The sequence below is a fragment of the Hymenobacter lucidus genome, assembly GCF_020447265.1.
Lineage (GTDB): Bacteria > Bacteroidota > Bacteroidia > Cytophagales > Hymenobacteraceae > Hymenobacter > Hymenobacter lucidus.
In genome coordinates this window covers 528204-552650 of sequence record NZ_JAJADR010000003.1, presented here as the reverse complement: position 1 = coordinate 552650, position 24447 = coordinate 528204, and the positions used below count along the sequence as shown (strand labels likewise).

Sequence of the window (24447 nt, the reverse complement as noted above, 5' to 3'; positions counted from 1 at the left end):
GAGAGAGGAATTCGAAGGGAAACCGGGCTAACGAGCTAGCCGGATACCGGTGAACTGCCAGCGCTTATCGGCGTGGAAGAAGTTGCGGTACGTCAGGCGGATGTGGCTTTCGGGCGTGGCACAGGAGCCGCCGCGCAGCACCAGCTGGTTGAGCATAAACTTGCCATTGTATTCGCCCAGCGCGCCGGCCGCTCGCTCGTAGCCGGGGTAGGGGTGGTAGGCCGAGTACGTCCATTCCCAAACGTCGCCGAGCAGCTGGTGGCACTGCGTGGGGTCGGCATCGGCGGGCAGGGGCTGCGGATCGAAACTCCGGCTTTCCAGGAAAGTGCCGGCGGCTGCCTCAGGCCGAAACTGCCGGGCCGCAATTTCCCATTCCTGCTCGGTAGGCAGCCGCGCCCCAGCCCAGTGAGCGTAGGCATCGGCCTCGTAAAAGCTGACGTGCGTGACCGGGGCCGCCAAGTCGAGCGGCAGCAGACCGTGGTGGGTGAAGCGGAACCAGCCCGCGGGCTTTTGCACCCAGTAGAGCGGTGCGGCCCATTGCTGCTGTTGCACCAGCTCCCAGCCTTCACCCAGCCAGTAGCGGAAGTCGGCGTAGCCCCCGGCCTCGATAAAGCGCAGGTAGTCGGCGTTGGTTACCAGGCGGTTTTGCAGCTCGAAATCAGCTACGTACGTTTCGTGCGGGGCCTGCTCGTTATCGAAGCAGAAGCCTGCGCCCTCGTAGCCGATACGGTGAATACCGCCCGCCACCGGCAGCCAGGCCGCAGCCGGCAGCGGCCGGGAAACTTCCTGCGAGTCGGACGAAGCCGGCAAATAGGCCGGGGCCAATGGGCTGGTGCTAAGAATGTACTTGATGTCCGTCACGAGCAGCTCCTGGTGCTGCTGCTCGTGCTGCAAACCTAGCTCCAGCAGGCTCGCAAAGTCCTCGGCTTGTGCTGCTTGGCTCAGTAGCAGCTCCCGCATCCGTTCATCTACGTGGGCGCGGTAGGCATACACGTCATCCAAGGCCGGGCGCGACAGAGTGCCCCGGTCGGCGCGGTTTACGCGGCTGCCCAGCGAGTTGTAATAAGAGTTGAACAGAAAGGCGTAGTCGGGATGGAAAACCTGGTAGCCGGGCTGAAACTGGGCCAGCAGAAACGTCTCGAAAAACCACGTGGTATGGGCCAGGTGCCACTTGGGCGGGCTCACGTCGATGACGGGCTGCACCACAGTGTCTTCGGGCAGCAGTGGGCGACAGAGGGCTTCGGTCTGGTGGCGCACGGCCTGGTAGCGGGTCAGCAGCACATCGGTGGCCGCGGCAAGGGGCGTGGCCGTAAGGAGAGAGGCAGAAGTCATATCAGGAGAGAGAGGAAGGGCGTAGAAAGGTAACCGGAAAAGCAGGAACGGGTTTGCGGCGGCTTTTTATGGTTCGGGATTTATACGGTTGAAGACCTGAAAAACGACATGAACAGGGGCACATCAGAGGCGAATGGGTACTTATCGCGCGGCAGTAATTTAAGTACGCATAGCTCGTCAGTAGTAGTTGGTATTTTGGGTGTTACGCGCTGAATTAGAGCCTGGAATGCCTATCCTTGCTAAAGGCCGGCCGTTAAAAGGGCAGGTTTCATCCACGTCCTCCCAAACCCTGCAGAACTATGATTACGAACAACGCAACTACTCGCACCAGCTCCACTCGTCAGGCCGAAGCCGGCCGCTCCAACGGGCGCAGCACGACCAGCAAAACTACTCCGGCCGGCAAGAGCCTGCGGGGCTTTGCCGCCATGGATCCGGCCGAGCAGCGCCGCATTGCCAGTGAAGGCGGTAAAGCATCGCACGAAAGCGGCCGTGGCCACCGATTTACTTCAGAGGAAGCCCGTGCAGCCGGCCGTAAGGGGGGCCAGGCAAGTCGCGGACGGAGCAACCAGGGCGGTGCCACCCGATAAGTTTCCATCTGAAGTAGCCGCGGCCTTCATAGGTCGCATTTAAGCCGACAAGCCTTCGTGTTCTGCACGAAGGCTTGTTCTTTTTCGGCCCCTAGCCGCCAATCGGGCAAGTTCTCTGTTACTTAGCCCGTCCACCAGCCTCTCGCTGCCCCATGCTGCACCTCTCGTATTCCAAACGCATTCTGCACTTCAGCTTCCCGGCCCGCACTTCCCGTGGCGCCATTACCGAGCACCACGTATACTATCTCTACCTAACCGATACCGCCCACCCCGGTCGGGTAGGCATCGGCGAGGCCGCGCCCCTGGCCGGCCTCAGCCCCGACTACGGCCCCGACACGGAAACCCGCATTGCCGACTTCTGCCAGTATTTCAACCAGCTTCAGTTGGCGGAGCTGCCCTCGGCCGAAGCTCCGGCTTTGGTGGCCGCTGAGCTACCCGCCCTGCGCTTTGCTCTTGAAACCGCTACCCTTGACTGGGAGCAGGGCGGCCGCCGCATGCTCTATGATACGCTCTTCAGCCGGGGCGAAACTAGTATTCCCATCAACGGGCTGGTCTGGATGGGCGACGCGGCCTTTATGCGGGAACAGATTCAGAAAAAGCTGGCCGAGGGCTATTCCTGCCTGAAACTCAAAATCGGGGGCATCGACTTTGCTACTGAGCTACGGCTGCTGGCGGAAATCAGGGCGGTGGCGGGCCCCGAGCAACTTACGCTGCGCGTCGATGCCAACGGTGCTTTTGCTCCCGCCGAAGCCCTGGACCGGCTACGGCAGTTGGCTCAGTTTGAGCTGCACTCCATCGAGCAGCCAATAGCAGCGGGACAATGGGACGCTATGGCCGCCGTGTGCCGGGAGTCGCCGGTGCCGGTGGCGCTGGATGAAGAGCTGATTGGCGTAACCGACCCCGCCCGGCAGGAAGCCCTGCTCAACCAAGTTCGGCCGGCCTATATCATTCTCAAGCCGACGCTGCTGGGCGGCCTAGCCGCTGCCCGGCACTGGATAGCACTGGCCGAGGCGCGTGGCATCCGCTGGTGGCTCACTTCGGCCCTCGAATCCAATATCGGGCTCAATGCCGTCAGCCAGTTTGCGGCCCGGTTTGCCCCCGCCGATTTTCCCCAGGGTCTGGGCACCGGCCAGCTTTATACCAACAACATAGCAGCCCCGCTCACCATCCGGCAGGGGCAGCTGCACTATGGTAGTCAAGAGCTCTGGGGGAGCTTGGAATAACCATACCGGCGGCGTATACGACGAGGCGGATTTTTTGCTATATTACCAGGCCGCCATACCTTTGCCATGTCCCGTTCTGCCGCATATAAGTTCAGCTGCCGTAGCCTACACGGGCTGCGTTGGAGAATTTTGCTGCTTATACTGGCATTCTGGTGTACTGGCCCGGTGGCCACAGCCCAGGGTGTGGGGCCGTTTCGCTTCGTGAAGGCCAAGGCTCATAAAGTGAAATTTCGCTTTGAGCTGGAGCGTAACCTTATCATCGTCAATGCGCTGCTGAATGGGCAGGGTCCCTACAACTTTCTGCTCGATACGGGCGTCGGTACTTCCCTCATCACCGACCCCGCCCTACGCTCCGAGCTAAAGCTGCGCGTGGGGCGCAGCTTTCGGGTGGCTGGGGCCGGCAACGAAGCGCCGCTGGAAGCCTCCGAAACCGACAGCGTGCGGGTGGAACTGCCCGGCATGGTGGCCACGTCCATGCTGTTTCTCACGCTTTCGGAAGATATTCTCAACCTATCAGGCTACGTGGGCATGCCCATTCACGGTATTCTGGGCTCCGATGTGTTTCACAGCTTCGTGGTGGAAGTGAGGCCCTCGGAAAGCCTGTTGATTTTTCATGACCCGGCTACCTATACCCAGCCCCGCGGCCGGCGCTGGACGAGAATGTCGCTCGATCTGGAAGGCAACAAACCGTACCTGACCACTCAGGTGCAGGTCACCGATTCCCTGCAGCTGCCCCTCAAGCTTATTCTCGATACCGGGGCCGGCCATGCACTGTCCATCGAAACGACCTCCAGTCGCCAGCTGCAACTGCCACCCAAGCGGCTTCGTTCCCAATTGGGCAAGGGCCTCAATGGCTTTATCAATGGCTATCTGGGCCGTGTGTCGGGCCTGCAACTGGGCCGCTACCAGCTCAATTACCTGCTTACTTCCTTCCCCGATTCTACCGATGTAGCCATGCGGGCGGAAGTCCCGCGTAATGGCAATATTGGGTTTGAGCTGCTTAAGCGCTTCGACATCGTTATCAACTACACCCACAATTACCTGCTGCTACGGCCCAACATGCTCTATCGGGAGCCTTTCGAGCACGACATGTGCGGCATGGACCTGCTGGCCACCGGTTCCGATTACCGTCGCTACGTAATTACTCAGGTTCAGCCAGGTTCGCCTGCTGCCAAAGCCGGCCTGCAGGCCAACGACGAGATACTCTCCATTAATCTGATGCCGGCCAGCGCCTTTTCCCTGACCCAGATCAGCCGCATCCTGCACTCCGCCGACGGCCGTAAGATCCTGCTGATTGTACGCCACGCCGATGGCGAATTGGCTACCACCCAAGTGCAGCTGAAGCGGGAGATTTGAGCAGTTAACTAGAACGTGATGCTACGCGAAGTCGAAGCATTTCGCGCGCTGACGTTGCCAGGCGCAGCACGACGGTCAATCAGGCAATACATCCCGCTTGGGCCGCCCAACCGTATATTTTTCTACCTTAGAAGCCCGACCTTCCCCTTGCCACCCATCTTCTCGCTCGTTTTTACCTGATGCCCACGGCCCCTTCGCCCGCGCTGCCTACTCCGCCGCCCGAAATCCGGGCCAACCAGCACATCTATTCTGATTACTTCGACGAAGAGTTTGTCTGGCAGCTCGATAAGAACATTCTGCAGCTGCTCGACCGGGTCTGGTTTCGCTCTGAGCTGGTAGGCTTCGACGACTACCCCGAGCGCAACAACCCCGACAAGCCGCTGATTTTTGCCTCCAACCACTCGGGCATGGCCTTCCCCTGGGATGCCATGGTGGCCTTGTCGCACCTGTGGCGCAAGCTGCCCAACCTGAAGGGCTTACCCCGCCCGCTGTCGGCGCCCATGCTCTCCCAGTCGGCCCTGATGAATCCGTTTCTGGTGCGTGATTTCTGGAAGCGCTGCGGCTGCGTGGATGCCACCACGCTGAACTTCGAGACGATGATGTACTACAACGACCACAACCTGATGCTGTACCCCGAGGGCGTGCCCGGCATCGGTAAGGGGTTCAACCGTAAGTACCAGCTGCAGCGCCTGGCTACCAGCATGCTGCGCCTCGGCATCCAGCACCGCACCGATATTATTCCCTTCTACACTATCAATGGCGAGTACCTCAACCCTTACACCTACAGCTGGGACTGGGTCAACAACCTGAGCAAGAAAATCGGCATCCCCTTTATTCCCATCGGGCCTATCATTCTGATGGTGCTGCTGCAGCCCTGGTTTTTCTACATGGCTTACCCCGCCCGGCTCACCTTTGTGCTGGGCACCCGCATCAAGCCCTATGAGCTCACCGATAAAGCCCACGACGAGCTGAGCCGCGCCGAATACGAGGACCTCTCCAATCAGGTACGCACCCGTATGCAGCTCGAAATGGACGCCGCCGTGCGCCAACACGGCAAGCAGCCCTACCGCTGGGCCGAAATGTGGCAGCGCATCCGGCAGAACTGGCGCTACTTCCCCTTTTTCCTGCCCTTCGCCTGGCCCGCCGTCTTCACCGAGTTCGAAAAGCAGTACACCGAAAAAGGCAAGCGCGACATCAACCTCAACCTGACCAGCCCCGGTAGTTGGCTGCGCATGATCTGGCGCAACCCGTTTACCATCAGCTTTTTTATTCCCATTCTGGGCTGGATTCCCATTGCCATCCGGGGCTACAAAGGTCATCGGCTGGGCAAAAAAGTGTGACGCAAAAGCTATAAAGTATAAATCGGGCACGATTCCCGAAACCTGTTCTGGCTCAGTCAGTAAAAGACAATAACTTACCAGTGTGCCGCGGCTTTAGCTGCGTTTGTGCCTGCCAGAATACTACGCCCGCCGGCGCGGTTCCGTCCCGCTTCTATTTCCCAGCTCCTCATTCCCGCCATCAAATGCCTTCCCCCCAGCATTTGCTCCTCAAACAATTCCTGACAGCCGCCACTGCGCCACTGGCCCGCCGCCAGCCCAGCATTGCGGCCATGCGCCTCACGCTGGAAGTCGGCAGCCTGTTCCAGTTTTTGCCTTGGGGCGTCCACCTAGAAAGCATCCGGCTCGAAGGCATGGCCGCCGAATGGATTCGCCCCGAAAAAGCCAATCCGCGCCGGGTGCTGCTGTATCTGCATGGGGGCGGCTACGTGCTGGGCTCCCTCAACACCCACCGCAGCCTGGTGGGCACGCTGGCCCAGCGCTGCGGCATGCACGCCCTGGCCGTCGACTACCGCAAAGCTCCCGACTTTCCCTTCCCGGCCGCCCTCGATGATGCGCTGCTGGCTTACCGCTGGCTGTTGCGCGAAGGCTACCACCCCCACGACATCATCCTGGCCGGCGACTCGGCCGGGGGCGGCTTGGTGCTGGCTCTGCTGGTAGCCCTGCGCGACGGGAAGGAGCCGCTGCCTGCTGCCGCCATTGGCCTCTCGCCTTGGTCCGATCTGGTGCTGCCCACCGGCACCATCCGGCGCGTAGCCGATGAGGAACTTCAACTGCTCGAAGCCCTAGCCATCCGGGGCTGGGGCGGCCTCTACGCCGCCGAAATGCCCCTGACGGCCCCGCTCGTGTCGCCGGTGCAAGCCGATCTGCACGATTTGCCGCCGCTGCTGCTGCAAACCTCCGACGCGGAAGTGCTCTACGACGACGTGGTGAAATTTGCGGTCAAAGCCAAAAAAGCGGGTGTGCCGGTAACGCTGCAGGCCTTTTCGGGGCTCGTGCACTGGTGGCATCTGTTCTGGCGCTTACTGCCCGAAGCCCGCGAAGCGCTGGACAAAGCGGCGGCCTTCACCCACAGCATCTGGGCGGCGCAGGAAGCGGCGGCTCAACTCCTGCGGGATGTGCGCCGGCCTGCTGCCAAAGTAAATTCCGCGTCTCGGCTACGGGCCCGGCTCTAAGGTGCAGAAGTATTCTGCCGGCCATAGAGCATCTTGCTTTTGACCTCAATAAACCACAGAAATAGCCTGTATGAACGAGCGGCGGGAAAATATTTCTCCTCACCACCAACTATATAGCTATGTTTTTGTAGGTTTGTCGAAAATAGTCGGCTTGCATACTACTTTTCCTGCCTGACGAGATTTTAGCGTTGTTTTTCCCATTCACCTCAACTCTTTTTAACCGTTTCGCACCATGGAAGATTTATTTAAGAAATTCATCAATGCCGGTGTCGGCTTCGTGTCGCTGACCAGTGACCGGGTGCAAACCACCATCGACGCCCTGGTAAAAGAGAGCAAGCTGTCGGAGCAGGAGGGGAAGAAAATCATGGACGACTTGAAAAAGAACTCCGAAACCAAGCGTAAGGAGCTCGAGCAGCAGTTCAGCAGCATTGCCTCCAAGCTCATGAAGAGCGTGGGCGTAGCCTCAAACTCTGATGTGGAAGAGCTGAAGCGCAGTGTAAAAGGTGGCTCTAAGTCGTCGGCCGCCACGGCTTCGTCGGCCAAAAGCAGCGCCAAGCCGGCCGCCAAGCCTGCTTCGAGCGCCACGGCCAAAGCCGCCGGTGCTACCAAGAAAGCCGCCGATAAAGTAAGCAGCGCCGCCGGCACCGCCCAGAAATCGGCCGCCGCCAAAGCGGGTGCCGCCAAATCGTCGTCGGCCAGTAAGCCGGCCGCCAAGAAGGCTACGCCTGCCGCTCCGGCTGGCGGCACCGACACGTCGGCTGCTTAATTCAGCTTTGTTTTTCCGGAAAAGCCAGCGTCCACGTTAGCGGGGCGCTGGCTTTTTTGTGCTACGGCGGGCATTGCTGAGGTGCAGCGCTTATTTTGCATTTCCAAACCTGTCCTTTCCCCACCGCCACCGCATGTTCAAAAACACGATTTCCAATCTGGGCCGCATCCGGCAGGTAGTGGAGGTGCTAGTGCGCTACGGGTTTGAGGATGTGGTGACCAGCACGGCCCTGCGCCGCCTCGTTACCCAGAAGCGCCGCTTATCGTGGCAGCACGCCGAGCGGCCGGTGTTTGAAACCAGCCGCTGGGAGCGGGTCCGGATGGTGATTGAGGAGCTTGGCCCCACCTTTATCAAGCTGGCTCAGGCTATGAGCAACCGGCCTGACCTGTTGCCTGAGGCCCTGATTGACGAGTTTCAGAAGCTGCAGAGCGACGTGCCGCCCTTCGACGTGCAGGTGGCCCGCCAGATAATCGAGCGGGAGTTGGGCCAGCCCATTGCGGAGGTGTTCAGCGAGTTTGAGGAAAAGCCACTGGGCTCGGCCAGCATCGGGCAGGTGCATCGGGCGCGGCTGCTCACGGGCGAAGACGTAGTGGTGAAGGTGCAGCGCCCCGACGTGCAGGAAAAAGTACGCACCGACCTGAGCTTGCTGCACGAGCTGGTGCGCCTCACGGCCGGCTTTCTGCGCAACCACGGCCTGAGCAACCCGCAGGACATTGTGGATGCCTTCGAGCGGAGCATGATGAAGGAGCTCGACTACACCTCCGAGGCCCGCAGCATGGAGCAGTTTCGCAAGCTCTACGAGGCGTACGAAACGTTTTCCATCCCGAAGCCTTACCGGGAGCTGTCCACGGCCAAAATCCTGGTTATCGAGTTCGTCAGCGGCTGCAAGATTACCGACAAGCGGCAACTGCTGGAGTGGGGGCTAAGCCCGGAGAAGGTGGCCGAAACCGGCATGGATATCTACCTGACCCAGATATTCGAGTTTGGCATCTTCCACGCCGACCCGCACCCAGGCAACGTGCTGGTGCGCCCCGACGGCACGCTGGTGCTCATCGACTTCGGGATGGTGGGCAAGCTCACCAAGCAGCAGAAATATGCCTTTGCGGGCGTCTTTATCGGCATGGCCCGGCAGGATGCGCGCAGCATGGCCCTGAACTTCCGGCGGCTAGCCCTCACGGCCGACATTCCGGATATGCGCACCTTCGAAGCCGACCTCAGCAACCTGATTGAGGATTTTGCCATGCTCGACGTGAAGGAGATGAGCATGAGCGACCTGGCCGACCAACTCCAAACCATCATCTACGACTACAAGCTGCAGGTGCCCGGCGCGGTATTCCTGATTCTGCGGGCTCTGGTGATTCTGGAGGGCATTGGCAAGGTGCTGCACCCCAACTTCAACACCTTCGAGTTTGTGCGGCCCTACGGCGCCAAGATTATTGCCGAGCAGTATTCGCCCGAAAATATCATGAGCGAGGCCCAGTACACCGGCACCCAGCTGCTGGCCCTCATTCAGACCCTGCCCGCCGATGTGCGCCAGATTATGCGCAAAGTCTCGCGCGGCGACCTGCGCCTGAAAGTGGAGCTGAGCGGCTACCAGGCCCTGATGCGCACCGCCGACCAGCTCGTGTCGCGCACCATTATTGCCCTGATTGCGGTGGCGTTTCTGCTGTTTTCGGGTTTAAGTTTGCTGGGCCGCTACTCGCCGGAAATGCGCTATGCGCACGGTATTCCGCTTATCACTTGGTGGAGCCTGGGTATCACCGGCTTCCTGTTCCTGATTCTTCTGATTCTGGGTACCCGCACGCGGCGGGAATAACCAAGCCGTTTTGCCCCGCTACTTCCGCCGCGGCCTTGCCGGAAACGGCTACTATTTGGTGGCTACGGCCACTGGCCCCACGCGCACCGACTGGCTGTCGACAACGACCCAGCGGCCCTCGCGGCGCACCAGCACGTGCATGCGCCGATATTCCCCACTGACGTCCTTGCCGTTTTCGGTGCCGGTGGTCGTGATGTTATGCCGAATTACGGCCATATCGGGACCGTAGAGGCGCACGTTATATTCGGTGGGCTGGTTGGAGGCCGTCTTGGACTTGCCCGATTCCATGTCCTTAATCATCTCGGCTTTAGTGGCTACCATGCCGTCGGCTTCGGTAAAGAGGCAGTCATCGGCTACGAGGCTCTTCACGAAATCCAGGTCGTTGGTTACCGTGGCGGCGCCCCAGTCCCGGTCGAGCTGGATCAGCTCGGCTTTCGTTTTTTCGGCGTTGGCGGGCATCTTGCCGGCCGTCTTTTGGGCCACCGTCGCCGAGCAGGCGCAAACGAGTAGCAGGAGTAGGCAGCAGGTGCGTTTCATAGGACAATGGGGTTAAGTGGGGTGCCGCCTGCATCCTGAAATCAACTCACAACGCCGCCGCACTATTTAATATAGTAAAAATATTATATAAAACCGTGTTCGGACGGTTGCCATTGCACCATTACCATAGCTGTGGGTTTGCTAATTGCAGCTGTTTTTAAAATTAGTAGAGTCTGATTTTGTATTTGTATGTATCTGAAATTCAGATGAGTGATGCAAGTTGTGTTTGGCTTAAAAAGTCCGTAAAAGCGTCTTTTTGTTGGCCGTTTTTATATAGTGCTTGCTGAATAAGGCGCAACTTGCCCCGGCTTACCGCTGATTGGTAGGTTGAATCCAAAGGACGAGTTCTATGCATCTGTTGCCTAAATTCCTGTTGTGCCGCCAGACGGCCGCTGCTTTGTTTCTGAGTTTGTGTGGGCTGGCCGCCCAGGCCCAATCGGGCGACGACCAGGAGCTGTTTGAAACCCAGAAGCGCCTGACGGTAGGCGTCACCAAATTTGCGGAGGCCCGCACTTCGCTGAAAGCCTTTATTACCCAGCGGGCAGTGCGGGTGCAGAAGCAGGAGGAAACGCCCGACCAGCTCACGGCCGAATTTGCCCTGCCCACGCGCTACCTGCCCCGCCTCGACTCGCTGGCCGCCGAGCTGGGCTTCGTGCTGGAAAACAACCTCAACGCCCACAACCTGACTTCGCGCCTGCAGGAGCTGCAAGCCGAGGAGCAGACCGAAGCCGCCGACAAAGACCGGCTGGAAAAGGAGCTGCGCAATACCCGCCTCGAAGCCTCCGAGCGCCAGAAGCTGCTCGATGACGTGGAGCGCCACGAAAGCAGCCTGCGGCGGCTGCGCCAGCGCCAGCAAAGCATCGTGAGCCACCAGGGGCAGGCCTACGTGTCGTTGCGCCTCTACGATGAGGTAACCTTTCCGACGGGCAACCGCAAGGTCAGCTTCGTGAATATGCCCGGCGTAGAGTACAGCTACCTACGCCTCGACAACCCGGCGGCCGACCGTACCGCTTCGGCCTACCAGGGCTACGCCATCAAATACCTGTTTACCCGCGGCAAGAGCTACTTCAACCTGGGCGTGTATAAGCCCGTGACGAAGAACACCACCGACGGCGAATTTGTGAATGAGCTGTTCGTCATCAACTTCGGTCAGGACTTTTACCCGCGCAACTTCGGCCGGGGCCGCCGCAAATTCATGAACCTCTACACCAGCTACCAGGTGGGCGGCTTTATTCTGAACCGGAATAACGACGAGGAAAACCAGTTTATCCCGAACCTGAACCTGGGCCTGGGCGTGGAGCTGGTCAAGACGCGCCACATTCTGCTCGATACCAAAGCCAGCTACTTCGTGCCCCTCGACAGCCGCAGCCGCGACCTGCGCGGTATTCTGGGCCAGGCCTCGTTCAACTTCGTGTTTTAGACCGGGCTATTCAGTCTGTAGAAAGAAAGGAGCCCGGCAACGTCGTTGCCGGGCTCCTGTGATATGGGAAGTACTTAGGAGGTCATTCACACCGCTTAGAACATCATGCACGGTGCTTAGTGAGTCGTTGTTACCGCTTCGCAGATCATCCTCAGTGCTTAGGAGATGCTTCACGCTGCTTAGAACATCATTCACACCGCTTAGAAGCTGTTTGGGTGAGTCGGAGAACGATGTAGAGACGCATACTTGCGTCTCCTCGTTGAACGATGACGCAGCGCGCCGTAACAACCTCAGCAATGATTGAGACGCAAGTATGCGTCTCTACATCGTTCTGGGCGGCAGGGGGCTGGCAGTACCGGTGTAGAGTGGGAGGCGGCAAACTTTCTACTCCCGGGTGGGTTGCAGTGCTTTGAATCCTACAAGCACTGCCCAGCTATGACAACCGCCGCCCTCAGCACCAGCTACCAGGAGTTTACTGCCTGCTTGGGCCTTGACCTGGGCCCACTGCTTCCCACGGGCATTCAGCGCGAAGTGGGCCACTTCAACGCCTTTGATATAGCCCACCTCTGGGAATCGGCGCCCGCGCAGCCCGCCCCGCCCTACGCCTGCCGCTCGTTCTACAAGATCAGCTTCCTGCGTAGCCACAGCCGCGCCGAATACGCCGACCAAACCATCGATATTGCCCCCGACGCCCTGGTGTTTTCGACGCCCAAGGTGCCGTTTCAATGGCTGCCGGCCGAGACGCAGCAGGGGCATTTCTGCTTCTTCACCGCCGAGTTCCTGCTGCCCGTACTCGGCGGTCTGGCCCCCGACGAGCTGCCCCTGTTCCGGGCCGAGGGCTACCCCGTATTTCAGCTCACGCCAGCCGAAGCCGCGCAGGTAGCCGCCCTGTTTGCCCGGATACACGAGGAGTTAGCCTCCGATTACGCCCATAAGTACGACCTGCTGCGGGCCTACGTACTGGAGCTGTTGCACCTGGGGCAGAAGCGGCAGCCGTCAACTAGGTTGCACCCGGCCCACTCGGCGGCGGCCCGGCTTTCCTCGCGCTTCGTGGAACTGCTGGAGCGGCAGTTTCCGCTGGCCAACCCCCAGCAGCGCGTGCAGCTGCGCACGGCCAAGGACTTTGCCGACCACTTGGCCGTGCACGTCAACCACCTCAACAAGGTGCTCAAGGACAGCACCGGCCGTACCACCTCCGACCTCATTGGCGGGCGGCTGGCCCAGGAGGCCAAGGTGCTGCTGCGTGACACCGACTGGACGCTCTGGGAAATTGCCGACTGCCTGGGCTTCGTCGATGTAGCACACTTCTCACACTTCTTCCGCCGCTACGCTGCCGTAAGTCCCGGCGCTTTTCGCACGCTGGAAGCCGTGTTAGATTGATTTATACAAGAAGCTGATTGGTGCCTACAATAGTGCCGGGGGCGGGGCGGGGGACCTTTGTCGTGTTCCATTAACACCACAAACCTCCGATTATGAGTACTTCCAAAATAGCCCTGGTAACCGGCGGCAGCCGGGGCTTGGGCAAAGACATGGCCCTGAAGCTGGCCCAGCAGGGCATCGACGTTATCCTGACCTACCGCAGCCAGCAGGCCGAAGCCGCCGCGGTGGTAGCCGAAATCGAAGCCCTGGGCCGCCGCGCCGTGGCCCTGCCACTGAACGCGGCCGACATCAGCACGTTTGCTACGTTCTTCGCTCAAGTTACCACGGCCCTCGCCGATACCTTCGGCACCGACCGGTTCGACTTTCTGATCAACAACGCCGGCACCAGCCTCACGGCCCCTATTGCCGAGACTACCGAGGCGCAGTTCGACGAGATGCTCAACATCCACTTCAAGGGCGTGTACTTCCTCACGCAACAGGCGTTGCCGCTCCTGCGCGACGGTGGCCGGGTTATCAATATTTCTTCCGGTACCACGCGGGTTGCCTTCGCCGGGAGCTCGGCCTACGCCAGCATGAAAGGCGCGGTGGAAGTATTCACCCGCTATCTAGCCCTAGAGCTGGGCAGCCGGGGCATTGCCGCCAATGTGGTAGCGCCCGGAGCCGTATTCGGGGGCGGCGCCATGACGGATACGCCGGAAATCCGCGCCTACGTGGCCCAGATTACGGCCTTGGGCCGCGTGGCCGAGCCCGACGACATCGGGGGCATCGTGGCCTTCCTCTGCACCGATGCCGCCCGGTGGCTCAACGGCCAGCGCCTCGAAGCCACGGGCGGCATGATGCTGTAAAGCTAAGCAAGCAACGGCCTTAGAAGCAGTGAGGGCGTCGTTTACGCACTCCCTGCCGTCGTTGCCGCCCTCTCTGCTGTCCTTCACAGTGTCCCTGCGATGCTTCACGGCGTCTCTACGGTCATTCACGTTGCTTCTGCGCTGCTTCACGGCGTCTCTGCCTTCGTTCACGCCGTCTCTGTGATGGTTAACGGCATCTCTGGCTTCATTCACACCGTCTCTGCGATGCTTCTCACTGGCGGGTAGGAGAGGAGAGTAAAAACAAAAAAGCCCGGACGAGCCGGGCTTTTTTGTTGGGTTAAAGGGCTTGGCAGTTTACCGCAGCTGCATGTCCTCGATGATGGCGGCAATCTTCTCGCCGGCCAGCTTGTCGGCCAGGTCAAAATCGACGTGGGACTTGAGGGGCTGCTTGACGCTGAAGTAGAACTTGATTTTGGGCTCGGTGCCCGAGGGGCGGGCCGACACCTTGCTGCCGTCGGCCAAGATAAACTGGAGTACGTTGGAGCTTTCCAGGCCGGTGGCGCTTTCCTCGCCAGTGTGCAGATTGCGGATAACGCCGGTTTTGTAGTCGCGCATCTCCACTACGGGCAGGCCGGCAATGGTGCGGGGCGGGTTGGCCCGCAGGCCGGCCATCATTTCCTGGATTTCCTCGGCCCCGCGCTGGCCTTTCTTGGTCAGCGAAATCAGGTCTTCCTTGTAGAGGCCGTAGGTAACGTACATGTCAATCATGGCCTGGTAGAGCGTCTGGCCGTTGTCTTTGGCCACGGCGGCCATTTCGGCAACCAGAGCGCAGGCCGAAATAGCGTCTTTGTCGCGCACAAACGAGCCGATCATGTAGCCATAGCTTTCCTCGCCGCCGCCGATGTAGTTTTCCTGGCCTTCCAAGTCCCGAATGATGCCGGCAATGTACTTGAAGCCGGTCAGCGTCTGGTAGGCCTTCACACGGTGGGCGTGGGCAATGTCGCCGAGCACGTCGCTGGTTACGATAGTGTAGACGATAAAATCCTTATCGGTCATTTTGCCAGCTTTATGGCGGGCCGAGAGCAGGTAGTGCGTGAGTAGGGCGGCCGTCTGGTTGCCGTTTACCAGCACCCATTCGCCCTTGTTGTCTTTCACGGCCATACCCACCCGGTCGGCATCGGGGTCGGTGGCAATAACGAGGTCGGCATCCTGCGCCCGGGCCTGGTCGAGGGCCATCTGCATAGCTACCTTTTCCTCAGGATTCGGCGACAGTACCGTGGGGAAGTTGCCATCGGGCGTGGCCTGACCTTCCACGATGCTCACGTTGGTAAAGCCCAGTTGAGCCAGTGCCTTGGGTACGAGCGTAATACCCGTACCGTGCAGGGGCGTGTACACGATTTTGAGGTCGTGCTGGCGCTGAATGGCGGCGGGGTTGATGCTCAGATTTTTTACCTGGGCCAGATAGGCCGCGTCCAGCTCCTCACCGATGAGGTGAATGCGCGACTCATCGGCCTGAAACTTCACCTCGTCTACGCTCTGAATGGCGTTGACTTCGGCAATGATGTTCTTATCGTGGGGGGCTACCACCTGGGAGCCGTCCTGCCAGTATACTTTGTAGCCGTTGTACTCCTTGGGGTTGTGCGAAGCCGTAATCACGCAGCCGCTCTGGCAGCCCAGGTGCCGGATGGCAAACGACAGCTCGGGCGTGGGGCGCAGCTCGTTGAAAAGGTAGGCCGTAATACCGTTGGCCGAGAAGATACCAGCCGCAATGCGGGCAAACTCGCGGCTGTTGTTGCGCGAGTCGTGGGCCAGCGCCACCTTGATTTCCTGGTTCGGGAACGACTGGAGCAGGTAGTTGCACAAACCCTGGGTAGCCATGCCCAGCGTGTAGCGGTTCATGCGGTTCGAGCCGTTGCCCATAATACCGCGTAGCCCGCCGGTACCAAACTCCAGGTCGCGGTAGAAGGCGTCGTTCAGGGTTTCTTCGTCGCCGGCGTCGAGCAGCTGCTGGATGTTGGCTTTGGTATCGGAGTCGTAGTTGCCGGAAAGCCAGGTGTTGATTTTGGCTTGGATGTCGGAGGTCAGGGCCATGAATGGGAATGGTAAGTTGTGCGGGTAACAGAACGAGCGTAAAGAAAAGAGGTTTTTTTAATGTCCTTGCGAGGCGCGCAGCAATCCGCCCCCTGAAATGGGCTCAGCGGCCTTACGTGAAAAGCCCTAACGCCTGCTCAGGCGTTAGGGCTTTCCGGTAAAAGAGCGTTTCTACCTGCGAAGACGACAGCTGTTACAGGTTGCCGCGTAGTGCTTGCTCCCGCTCGATGCTTTCAAACAGGGCCTTGAAGTTGCCTTTGCCGAAGCTCTTGGCACCTTTGCGCTGAATGATTTCAAAGAATACCGTGGGCCGGTCTTCCACGGGCTTGGTAAAAATCTGGAGCAGGTAGCCTTCCTCATCCCGGTCGACGAGCAGGTTCAGCTCTTTCAACGATTCCAGGTCCTCGTCGATGGCGCCGATGCGCTCCAGCAGGTCCTCATAGTAAGTACCGGGTACCGAGAGAAACTCCACGCCGCGGCGGCGCAGCTCAGTTACGGTAGCCCGGATATCGTTGGTGGCAATGGCAATGTGCTGCACGCCAGCCGAGTGGTAGTAGTCAAGGTATTCCTCAATCTGCGACTTTTTCTTGCCCTCGGCAGGCTCGTTGATAGGGAATTTGACGTAGCCGTTGCCGTTCGAAACCACTTTCGACATCAAAGCCGAATACTCGGTGCTGATATCCTCATCGTCGAAGGTGAGCAGCAGCTTGAAGCCCATCACGTCCTCGTAAAACTTCACCCACTGGTTCATCTCGCCCCAGCCCACGTTGCCCACGCAGTGGTCGACGTGCAGCAGGCCCACTGGTGCAGGCTGCGGCACCAGGCCCGATTTGGCCACGAAGCCGGGCATGAACGCACCGCTATAGTTGGTGCGCTCTACGAAGGTGTGTATGCTCTCGCCGTAGGTATGAATGCCCGAGAGCGTGACGCTGCCAAACTCATCCTCGATGGTATAAGGCTCGAAAGCCGACTTGGCGCCGCGCTTGGTGGTTTCTTCCCACGACTTGCGGGCATCGTCCACCCAGAGGGCCATTACCTTCACGCCGTCGCCGTGCTGGGCTACGTGGCGCATAATGTCGGAGTCGGGCAGCAGGGAGGTGGTGAGCACGAAGCGGATTTTACCCTGCTGCAACACGTAGCTGGCCCGGTCGCGCAGGCCGGTTTCGGGGCCGGCGTAGGCCACCAGCTCGAAGCCGAAAGCAGCTTGGTAGAAGTACGCTGCCTGCTTGGCATTGCCGACGTAGAATTCCACGTAGTCGGTGCCTTTCAGGGGCAGGAAGTCGTGGGCGGGGTGGGCCTGCACTTCAGGCGAAGTCATGGTTTGCATGGCAGTAGGAGAGTAAGGTTTCGGGTGGGAAGGGCGTTGTTCGGGTAAAAATACGGCTTTGCCGCAATTCGTTCCAATACGGGGCCGGCACTGGTAATGGCCGGAACACAAACCGCGCAGTTGGTGCTGCTATTCGTGCTGCAACGGCTTGGCGTTTGCGGGTTTTGGTGCGTACAATTGCAGAATCCTACGCACCTTTGTGCATTAACCCTTTTTTCCCCGTAGCTATGAATAAGGAGGAACTCAACCAGGCCCTCGTTGCGCTGATCGAAAAAAAGCAGGAGCTGCACAAGCTGACCTACGACGATGCCCGCTACGACGACGTGGAGGAAGAACTACACGAACTGGAAGACGATTTTAACGACGAATACGGCCAGTATCTGGAATCAGTATTAGAGAAAGTACACGAGCAGCTCTGCCCCGACACGGATGTGCTGCTGCCCACGGCCTACCTGCCCAACGATATCAAAGGCGACACGGGCTACCTGCCCTCGCACAAGGAAGGCGTCTGGGTCGATTCCGACGAATTTCCCGGTAAAGAAGCCCGCCTCGTGCTGGTACCCAACCCCACGCGCCTGATTTTGTCGGTTGGCAAAAACGTGCGCAAAGAGGTGTGGAAGGCGTAAGGCCGCCGAAAAATAAGTTTTGATTGCTGAATGGGCTTCCGTTCGGAATTCCGCTTTGCCGGTTACCACTGAGTAGCAGCCGAAGCGGAACCGAACGGAAGCCCTGCTTTTTCTGGGTACCATGAGCTCTTTACCCCGCATCTACCGAATTGCCGACCCGGCGGACTGGAAATCGGCTCAACAAACCGGCTTTTTTGCCAGTGCCGACCTGGCTGCCGAAGGCTTTATTCACTGCTCCGAAAAGCACCAGATTCTGGAAACGGCCCGCCGTTACTACGCCGGCTGCCCCGAGGTGCTGCTGCTGGAAATAGCCGAAGACCGGCTAACCGAGGCTGGAGTGCGCGTGGAGCGGGAGTGGATGGCGGCCCGCAACGAGGCTTTTGCCCACGTTTTCGGCCCGATTCCGCAGGCGGCCATTCTGCGGGTGCTGGCCTTTACGGCGAGTTCCAACGGGCAATTTGAGCTGCCAGCCGAACTGCATGAAGGATAGCAACGTGTGGTGTTTTTTGACTCCGGCTGCTTATGTTTGGCCCGGCAGCCGGCACCAAAAAAAAACGGGTGCGGCTGCCACCATTTCCCGTCTGAAAGGCTCTAGCCTCTATAGCTACTATTTTGCATTATGAACCTGCGTTATTCTCTGCATCAGGGTGCGTTGGCAACCCTATTGGCCCTGGGCACGCTAGCCAGCTGCGGCCCCTCGCATTATCTGACCGTAAAGCCTCGGCAGCCCGACAGTGAGTGGACCGACGGGCGTCCGTCGATGAGCACCAACTTCGACAGCGTGGAGGTGCAGCTTTGCTACGCCCACCTACGCGATAAGAATCTCGTGTTTGAGGTGGAAATCCGTAACGGCTCGAACAGAGAGCTGGCCGTCAACCCAGGCACGTTTTATTACATGCCCGTGATGATGGACAAGAAAACGGCCAAGCGCAATGCGGTGAAAATGAATGCTAACGTGCCCTATGTACCCGCCCAGGTATATGCCATCGACCCCGAACACCGCATTCAGGCGCTGACCAACAAGATCAACTACGAAGCTCGCAAGGCCAATGGCATCAGCTTCCTGGAGTGGATGGACATGGCCGCGTCTATTACTGAGGTGATTGACACGCCCAAGGGTACCGAGCAGGAAAAGCAGGCCGAGCTGGCCCGGCGCGAGGAACAGCACATCAACAACGCCGTGATGGCTGAGGATCAGCACATGGCCCATGCCGTGAAGGCCGACCAAACGGTGCTGGAAAAGAGCTATTGGGAAGTTAAAGTGCTGCGCAAGCACATCCTGAAGCCCGGCGAGCTGTCCCGCGGCTACGTGAGCTTCCCTAGCTACGACCAGACCTTGCTGCTGCGCGTGGGCATGCCCGTCGGGGAGCGAACTTTGTTGTTCGACTTTGACCAGGAGCGTAAGAAAGTGCAATACCAGCCCACCACTCCGCCCCGACCGGTAGTAGCGGCGCAGCCCTTGCCACCTGCCGGAGTAGTACCCGTTCCGCCGGCAGCCCCCGCCACCAGGGAGTAAGCAACTCAAAAAAAGTCCCGTCAGAACCCTGCATGTCCTTGCCCAAGCCTTTTCCGACTTCCCCAAGTGATGCCAAGCCTCTTTTTTGCGGGCTCATCCCGTTTGAAAAGCGGTAAACCAGCTAGGTAACTATCCAAACGCAAATGCCCTTCCGTTCATATGGCCGGAAGGGCATCTGCGTTTTGGGTGAAGATTCAAGGCGTTTAGGGCCGGGGCTTCTGTTTGAGTGAGGCAAGTAATTATTCCCCGCAGCCGTTGCGCCCCTAGAAGCGAAGGGCACGGCAGTGGGTGGCAAGCAACGGGGGAAGGTGCGAGAGTGTAGGCCGAACGCTCGTAGCAGTTATTGCGCAGCGGCTTCGGCCGGAGACGTCTGTTGGGCGAAGGTAGGATCCATGTACATCACATTCCAGAGGTGGCCGTCGAGGTCCTGGAAGTTACGGTCGTACATGAATTCCATTTCGTTTTCCGGCTGCTGCGCTACGGATTGCCCCCCGGCAGCCAGAGCCGCGTCAGCGATACGGTCAACCTCAGTGCGGCTGTCGACCGATAGACAGATAATGAATTCGTTGGCCTGATGAGCATCGACCAGCGGCTTGCCCGTGAACGTCTGGAAAAACGGCTCTACCAGCAGCATCACGTTGATAGTGTCGCTGATGACCATGCAGGTGCCCCTTTCGTCGGCCATCTGGGGATTGAAGCTAAACCCTAGCTGGGTGAAAAAAGCCACCGAAGCGTTCAGGTCTTTGACGGGCAGATTGACAAAGATATTAGTTGCCATGTGAGGGTTGGTTAAGTGAGTACATGGTAAAAGTACGCGCCAAATCCACCCTGTAAGGTGGTTAAATGCGACAAACTGCAGGGGTGTTTGCGCCATTTTTTTTAGCAATCCGGAACTGCCTAATACGCTATGCTAAGCTAGCTTGGTGAGTCGTCGGATGTTGGCCGGGTAGAGCCAATCCGAAGCGTGATTCGTTATTTATCCAACCCTCGTTTAGATATATTCAGCACCCCAACGTAGTGCAGTGAGAGCGTAGAAAGCAACGAAAAAGCCCCGTCAGAATCCTGACGGGGCTTTTTCATGAATCAGTACAGTGCTTAGACCAGGTCGGCCAGCTCCAACCACCGCTCGCCTTTGCTGTCGAGGTCTTTGTCGGTTTGCTTCAGCTCGGCGGCCCAGTCGGCCAGCTCTTTGTGCGAGCCGGTGCCGGCGTTGAGCTGCTCAATGAGTTGCAGTTTGCGGGTTTCTAGCTTCTCGATGTCCTTTTCGAGGGTTTCGTACTCCTTTTTCTCGGCAAACGTAGCCTTGCGCTTGGGGGCAGAAGTAGCCGTGGCTACGGGAGCTGCGGCAACGGGCGCGGCCGACGGTGCCACCCCGGCGGCGGCTTTGGCCGTCTGGGCCTTCTCGCGGGCGTATTCCTCGGCCTGGTGCTCCTTCTGCCACTCGCGGTAGTCGGTGTAGTTGCCGGGGAACTGCCGGATCTTGCCACCGGGCTCCAGCACGAATACGTGCTCCACGAGGGCATCCATGAAGTACCGGTCGTGAGACACGATGAGCAGGCAGCCGCTGAAGTTCAGCAGGAAGTCTTCCAGGATGTTGAGCGTGATGATGTCCAGGTCGTTGGTGGGCTCATCCAGAATTAGGAAGTTGGGGTTCTTGATCAGCACGCGCAGCAGCTGCAGACGGCGCTTTTCGCCCCCGCTCAGCTTGCTTACCATCGTATACTGCTGGGCCGGCGGAAACTGGAAGTGCTGCAGAAACTGCGAGGCCGTCACGACTTCGCCGTTAGCCATTTCCACTACTTCGGCCACTTCCTTCACGATGTCGATTACGCGCTGGCTCTCGTCGAACTCCAACTCGGTCTGAGTGTAGTAGCCAAATACGGTGGTCTGGCCCGCATCCACGGTGCCGGAGTCGGGCTGGAGCTTGCCGGTCAGCATGTTCATCAGTGTCGACTTGCCCGCGCCGTTGGGCCCGATCAGACCGATACGGTCCTTTTTCTTGAACACGTAGCTGAAGTCGTCGAGCACCACGTTGTTGCCGAATTGCTTGTGCAGGTGCTCTACTTCGATGATTTTACCACCCTGGCGCGTCGTTTTCACGCTCAGCTCCAGCTGTGGACCACTGATTTTGGTTTTGGCCTTTTCCTGAGTTTCGTAGAAGGCGTCGATGCGGGCTTTCTGCTTGGTGCCGCGGGCCTGGGGCTGGCGGCGCATCCAGTCGAGCTCCTTGCGGAGCAGGTTGCGGGCCTTTTCCACTTCGGCTACCTCAATCTGCTCGCGCTCAGCCTTTTTTTCTACGAAGTAGGAGTAGTTGCCTTGGTAGCGGTGTACGCGGCCCTGGTCCATCTCCACGATTTCGTTGGCGACTTTATCCAGGAAATACCGGTCGTGAGTTACCATCAGCAGCGTGAGCGAAGGCGAGGCCAGGCGGCCTTCCAGCCACTCAATGGTGTCGAGGTCCAAGTGGTTGGTAGGCTCGTCGAGGATCAGCACTTCGGGCTCTTCAATGAGCACGCGGGCCAGGGCTACGCGCTTGCGCTGCCCGCCCGAAAGCATGCTTACCTTGCGCTCCAGCAACTCGCCCAGAATGCCCAGGCGGCCCAGAATCTGCTTTACCTGCGCCTCGTAGTCCCAGGCGTTCAGGGCGTCCATCTGCTCCATCACCCGCTGCAAATCGTCGGATTTGTGGTTTGGGTCGTTTACTACGTGCTCGTAGTCGCGGATGGCAGCCAGCGTATCATTCTGGCTGGCGAAGATGGTTTCTTCCACCGTCATATTCTCGTCGAACACCGGCTGCTGGCCCAAAAAGGCCACCCGAATGCCCTTGCGCACACTTACCGAACCCGTATCGGGTTGCTCAAGGCCAGCCAGAATGCGCAGCAAAGTGGTTTTGCCGGTACCGTTGATACCGACCAGCGCCACGCGCTGCCCTAAGTTCAGACCAAAGCCCAACTCACGAAAGAGCCAGCGGTCAGCGTAGTTTTTTGAGAGGTTTTCCCCGGAAAGCAGATTCATGCCGCAAAGGTACGGCGCTAAAAGCCAGAAGCCAGAAGGAGCGCGCAAATAAGCGTTTAAGCTTCGTCGTCGCTGATTTTAGCTGAAAACCCGCACTGTGTAAAAAATCTGACCAATCCAGCCAATCCTAAAAATCCGTGGTTCAGGCTAAATAACCCGTACCCGATCCATATTCCGGTCGTCGCGCAGGATTTCGAGGCCTTTGTACGCCAGCGGCCGGCCGGTATTGGTTGTTAGCGTGCCGCCGGCGCTGTGCTGGTGGGCCACGTCGAGCACGAGCTGGGTATATTTCCGCTCGCCCAGCTCGATGGCAATGGGGCGGCCGTGGGCGTAATCGAAAGCAACGAGGGCCCGGTCGATTTCTTCCAGAATTTTACTCATGAGCGTAACGGTAGGCGGGAGAGAGGGACGTAATATAGAACTTTAAGGGAATAATTTGCACTGCGCTGGATTTATTCAACCGCCCGGCTGGCTGCCAAAAAGCCCTTACCTTCGCCCGGTATGGCACATTCCTCCTCTTCACCCGACCTCAGCAGCCGCCCCATCGGCGTGTTCGACAGCGGCATCGGCGGCCTCACTGTGGCCCGGGCCGTCAACCGGGTGCTGCCCCACGAGCAGCTCGTATATTTTGGCGACACGGCCCACCTGCCCTACGGCGACAAATCGACGGCCGCCATTCAGGCCTACAGCGTCAAAATCTGCGACCTGCTGCTCAAGCAGCACTGCAAAGTTATCCTAATTGCCTGCAATTCGGCTTCGGCCGCCGCCTACGAGCTAGTGCGCGAGTACGTAGGCTCCAAGGCGCGGGTGCTCAACGTTATTGACCCCATTGTGGCCCACGTGGGCGCAACCTACGCTGGGCGCACCGTAGGCCTCATTGGCACTAAGCAGACCGTCAATTCCAACGTTTATAAGAAGAAGATTGACGACCTCGACCAGGGCGTAGAGCTCCGCTCACTGGCTACGCCTCTGCTGGCTCCGATGGTGGAGGAAGGCTTTTTCAACAACACCATCAGCGAAAATATCATCAGCTCGTACCTGGCCCAGCCGATGCTGGAAGGCATTGAGGCGCTGGTGCTGGCTTGCACCCACTACCCGCTCATTCAGGACCAGATCAAGGCTTACTACCAGAATGAAGTGGCCGTGCTCGACGCCTCCGATGTAGTGGCCAGCCACGTAAAAGCCTACCTGGAGCAGAACGGATTAGCCGCCCAGGCATCCAAAACACCACCCCGCCACCAGTTCTACGTGTCCGACTTCACCCGCTCGTTCGAGGAAAGTACCCGCATCTTCTTCGGCCAAGAAGTGCATCTGGAGCATTATCCGTTATGGGAGTAGCGTTCAGTTTGCCGGCGTGCAACTTATATAATCGGCCAGAAGACCTTATATTTCCTACGCTTCTCTTTCCAACCAGCCACTCATCCGTTTCCAGCCCACCGCTATGAAAAAGAACTATTACCGTCTGGGCGACTGGCGCCGCAATGTGCTGCTGGCCGCCGCGGCCGCCAGTCTGGGCCTCGGTGTATTGCCCGCCTGCTCCTCCGATTCTGGCTCCGGTAACGGCGGGCAACAGGAGTGGGGCAGCGGCAACGAGGGCAGCTACTCGGAAGGCGTTATTACCGAAATGACCGAAACTGAGCCCGGCAAGTGGAAAATAACGGCGGAGCGGCCGGCTGGCAAAGAAGAAGTAGCCGCTATTATGCGCCACCACGACGGCAAGGTGGATACGCTGCAGGGGGCGGCTTTGCAGCGCCAGATGCAGGACTACAGCCGCCAGTACCCCGAAAACCGGGTGGGCCACTCCGGCATGATGGACGTGCTCATGTGGAGCAGTATCGGCTACATGGCCGGTCGGTTTATGACGCCCAACACGGGCTACTACGCCAACCCTGGGGTGGTGCAGAACAACGGCGCGTGGCGGCAGCGGGTCGAGAATGAGCGGCAGCAGGGGCGGGGCTTCTTCGGGCGGGGCTTTAGCAGCACTTCCAACGCCCGCAGTTCCGGCATCCGGCCCAGCACGTCAGTTTACCGCTCGGCCGTGCGCAGCAGTGGCCCCCGGGCTAGCCGCAGCAGCGGCTTTGGCAGCCGCAGTGGCTCCCGGGGCTTCGGCGGCTGATTCTCACCCATTACTAGCGCT

At 59.2% G+C, this 24447-nt stretch carries 22 protein-coding genes; 15 read left to right on the top strand and 7 right to left on the bottom strand.

The window, feature by feature from the left end; translation table 11 throughout:
• Positions 1 to 27: 27 nt before the first annotated feature.
• On the bottom strand, positions 28 to 1332 hold the full coding sequence (gene egtB / locus LGH74_RS13570; RefSeq protein WP_226176513.1) for an ergothioneine biosynthesis protein EgtB: 1305 nt from the start codon (positions 1330 to 1332) through the stop codon (positions 28 to 30).
• 299 nt (positions 1333 to 1631) lie between these two features.
• On the opposite strand from egtB, the gene LGH74_RS13565 reads away from it, so the two are divergent.
• The 7 genes from LGH74_RS13565 (at position 1632) to LGH74_RS13535 (ending at position 9592) form a co-directional block, all read left to right on the top strand.
• The gene (locus LGH74_RS13565) at positions 1632 to 1919 is read left to right on the top strand and encodes a KGG domain-containing protein (protein ID WP_226176512.1); all 288 of its coding nucleotides are present in this window, start codon (positions 1632 to 1634) and stop codon (positions 1917 to 1919) included.
• A 152-nt stretch (positions 1920 to 2071) separates the two neighbouring features.
• Entirely contained in the window at positions 2072 to 3142 is a 1071-nt protein-coding gene (gene menC / locus LGH74_RS13560; protein WP_226176511.1) for an o-succinylbenzoate synthase, read from the top strand.
• Between the two features lie 165 nt (positions 3143 to 3307).
• Positions 3308 to 4498 carry an aspartyl protease family protein gene (locus tag LGH74_RS13555; protein ID WP_226176510.1) on the top strand — a complete coding sequence of 397 codons (1191 nt, stop codon included), beginning with the start codon at positions 3308 to 3310 and terminating at the stop codon, positions 4496 to 4498.
• 179 nt (positions 4499 to 4677) lie between these two features.
• Positions 4678 to 5838: a lysophospholipid acyltransferase family protein gene (locus LGH74_RS13550; protein WP_226176508.1), complete on the top strand. Its 1161-nt coding sequence runs from the start codon at positions 4678 to 4680 to the stop codon at positions 5836 to 5838.
• Between the two features lie 200 nt (positions 5839 to 6038).
• Positions 6039 to 7010, top strand: coding sequence for an alpha/beta hydrolase fold domain-containing protein (locus LGH74_RS13545; RefSeq protein WP_226176506.1), 972 nt, complete (start codon positions 6039 to 6041; stop codon positions 7008 to 7010).
• A gap of 232 nt (positions 7011 to 7242) precedes the next feature.
• Positions 7243 to 7776 carry a phasin family protein gene (locus LGH74_RS13540; RefSeq protein WP_226176504.1) on the top strand — a complete coding sequence of 178 codons (534 nt, stop codon included), beginning with the start codon at positions 7243 to 7245 and terminating at the stop codon, positions 7774 to 7776.
• A gap of 133 nt (positions 7777 to 7909) precedes the next feature.
• A complete protein-coding gene (locus LGH74_RS13535) occupies positions 7910 to 9592 on the top strand; it encodes an ABC1 kinase family protein (RefSeq protein ID WP_226176502.1) in 1683 nt (560 codons plus the stop codon).
• A 51-nt stretch (positions 9593 to 9643) separates the two neighbouring features.
• Here the strand turns inward: LGH74_RS13535 and LGH74_RS13530 are convergent, their stop codons facing one another.
• The gene (locus tag LGH74_RS13530) at positions 9644 to 10129 is read right to left on the bottom strand and encodes a nuclear transport factor 2 family protein (protein WP_226176500.1); all 486 of its coding nucleotides are present in this window, start codon (positions 10127 to 10129) and stop codon (positions 9644 to 9646) included.
• 349 nt (positions 10130 to 10478) lie between these two features.
• On the opposite strand from LGH74_RS13530, the gene LGH74_RS13525 reads away from it, so the two are divergent.
• The 3 genes from LGH74_RS13525 to LGH74_RS13515 all read left to right on the top strand — a co-directional run bounded on the left by LGH74_RS13525 (position 10479) and on the right by LGH74_RS13515 (position 13774).
• The gene (locus LGH74_RS13525) at positions 10479 to 11549 is read left to right on the top strand and encodes a hypothetical protein (protein WP_226176498.1); all 1071 of its coding nucleotides are present in this window, start codon (positions 10479 to 10481) and stop codon (positions 11547 to 11549) included.
• Between the two features lie 435 nt (positions 11550 to 11984).
• Entirely contained in the window at positions 11985 to 12929 is a 945-nt protein-coding gene (locus tag LGH74_RS13520; RefSeq protein ID WP_226176497.1) for a helix-turn-helix transcriptional regulator, read from the top strand.
• A gap of 92 nt (positions 12930 to 13021) precedes the next feature.
• Complete coding sequence (locus tag LGH74_RS13515) at positions 13022 to 13774, top strand: SDR family NAD(P)-dependent oxidoreductase (RefSeq protein WP_226176496.1); 753 nt, start codon at positions 13022 to 13024, stop codon at positions 13772 to 13774.
• A 315-nt stretch (positions 13775 to 14089) separates the two neighbouring features.
• Here the strand turns inward: LGH74_RS13515 and LGH74_RS13510 are convergent, their stop codons facing one another.
• Both LGH74_RS13510 and hppD read right to left on the bottom strand, forming a co-directional pair.
• Positions 14090 to 15826 carry a phospho-sugar mutase gene (locus LGH74_RS13510; protein WP_226176495.1) on the bottom strand — a complete coding sequence of 579 codons (1737 nt, stop codon included), beginning with the start codon at positions 15824 to 15826 and terminating at the stop codon, positions 14090 to 14092.
• A gap of 193 nt (positions 15827 to 16019) precedes the next feature.
• The gene (gene hppD, locus LGH74_RS13505) at positions 16020 to 17153 is read right to left on the bottom strand and encodes a 4-hydroxyphenylpyruvate dioxygenase (RefSeq protein WP_226176494.1); all 1134 of its coding nucleotides are present in this window, start codon (positions 17151 to 17153) and stop codon (positions 16020 to 16022) included.
• 227 nt (positions 17154 to 17380) lie between these two features.
• Between hppD and LGH74_RS13500 the strand changes: the two genes are divergently transcribed.
• The 3 genes from LGH74_RS13500 (at position 17381) to LGH74_RS13490 (ending at position 19295) form a co-directional block, all read left to right on the top strand.
• Positions 17381 to 17779: a hypothetical protein gene (locus LGH74_RS13500; protein WP_226176493.1), complete on the top strand. Its 399-nt coding sequence runs from the start codon at positions 17381 to 17383 to the stop codon at positions 17777 to 17779.
• 121 nt (positions 17780 to 17900) lie between these two features.
• A complete protein-coding gene (locus LGH74_RS13495; RefSeq protein WP_226176492.1) occupies positions 17901 to 18269 on the top strand; it encodes a DUF952 domain-containing protein in 369 nt (122 codons plus the stop codon).
• A 129-nt stretch (positions 18270 to 18398) separates the two neighbouring features.
• Positions 18399 to 19295, top strand: coding sequence for a hypothetical protein (locus LGH74_RS13490; RefSeq protein ID WP_226176491.1), 897 nt, complete (start codon positions 18399 to 18401; stop codon positions 19293 to 19295).
• 340 nt (positions 19296 to 19635) lie between these two features.
• Here LGH74_RS13490 and LGH74_RS13485 read toward each other — a convergent pair whose 3' ends face one another.
• The 3 genes from LGH74_RS13485 to LGH74_RS13475 form a co-directional block, all read right to left on the bottom strand.
• The gene (locus LGH74_RS13485; protein WP_226176489.1) at positions 19636 to 20073 is read right to left on the bottom strand and encodes a VOC family protein; all 438 of its coding nucleotides are present in this window, start codon (positions 20071 to 20073) and stop codon (positions 19636 to 19638) included.
• A gap of 317 nt (positions 20074 to 20390) precedes the next feature.
• On the bottom strand, positions 20391 to 22310 hold the full coding sequence (locus LGH74_RS13480; RefSeq protein ID WP_226176488.1) for an ABC-F family ATP-binding cassette domain-containing protein: 1920 nt from the start codon (positions 22308 to 22310) through the stop codon (positions 20391 to 20393).
• Between the two features lie 147 nt (positions 22311 to 22457).
• The gene (locus LGH74_RS13475; RefSeq protein WP_226176487.1) at positions 22458 to 22691 is read right to left on the bottom strand and encodes a hypothetical protein; all 234 of its coding nucleotides are present in this window, start codon (positions 22689 to 22691) and stop codon (positions 22458 to 22460) included.
• A gap of 120 nt (positions 22692 to 22811) precedes the next feature.
• On the opposite strand from LGH74_RS13475, the gene murI reads away from it, so the two are divergent.
• Together murI and LGH74_RS13465 are read left to right on the top strand one after the other, a co-directional pair.
• The gene (gene murI / locus LGH74_RS13470; RefSeq protein ID WP_226176486.1) at positions 22812 to 23648 is read left to right on the top strand and encodes a glutamate racemase; all 837 of its coding nucleotides are present in this window, start codon (positions 22812 to 22814) and stop codon (positions 23646 to 23648) included.
• Positions 23649 to 23751: 103 nt separating this feature from the next.
• Complete coding sequence (locus tag LGH74_RS13465; protein WP_226176485.1) at positions 23752 to 24426, top strand: Cj0371 family chemotaxis-regulating polar lipoprotein; 675 nt, start codon at positions 23752 to 23754, stop codon at positions 24424 to 24426.
• Positions 24427 to 24447 lie beyond the last annotated feature (21 nt).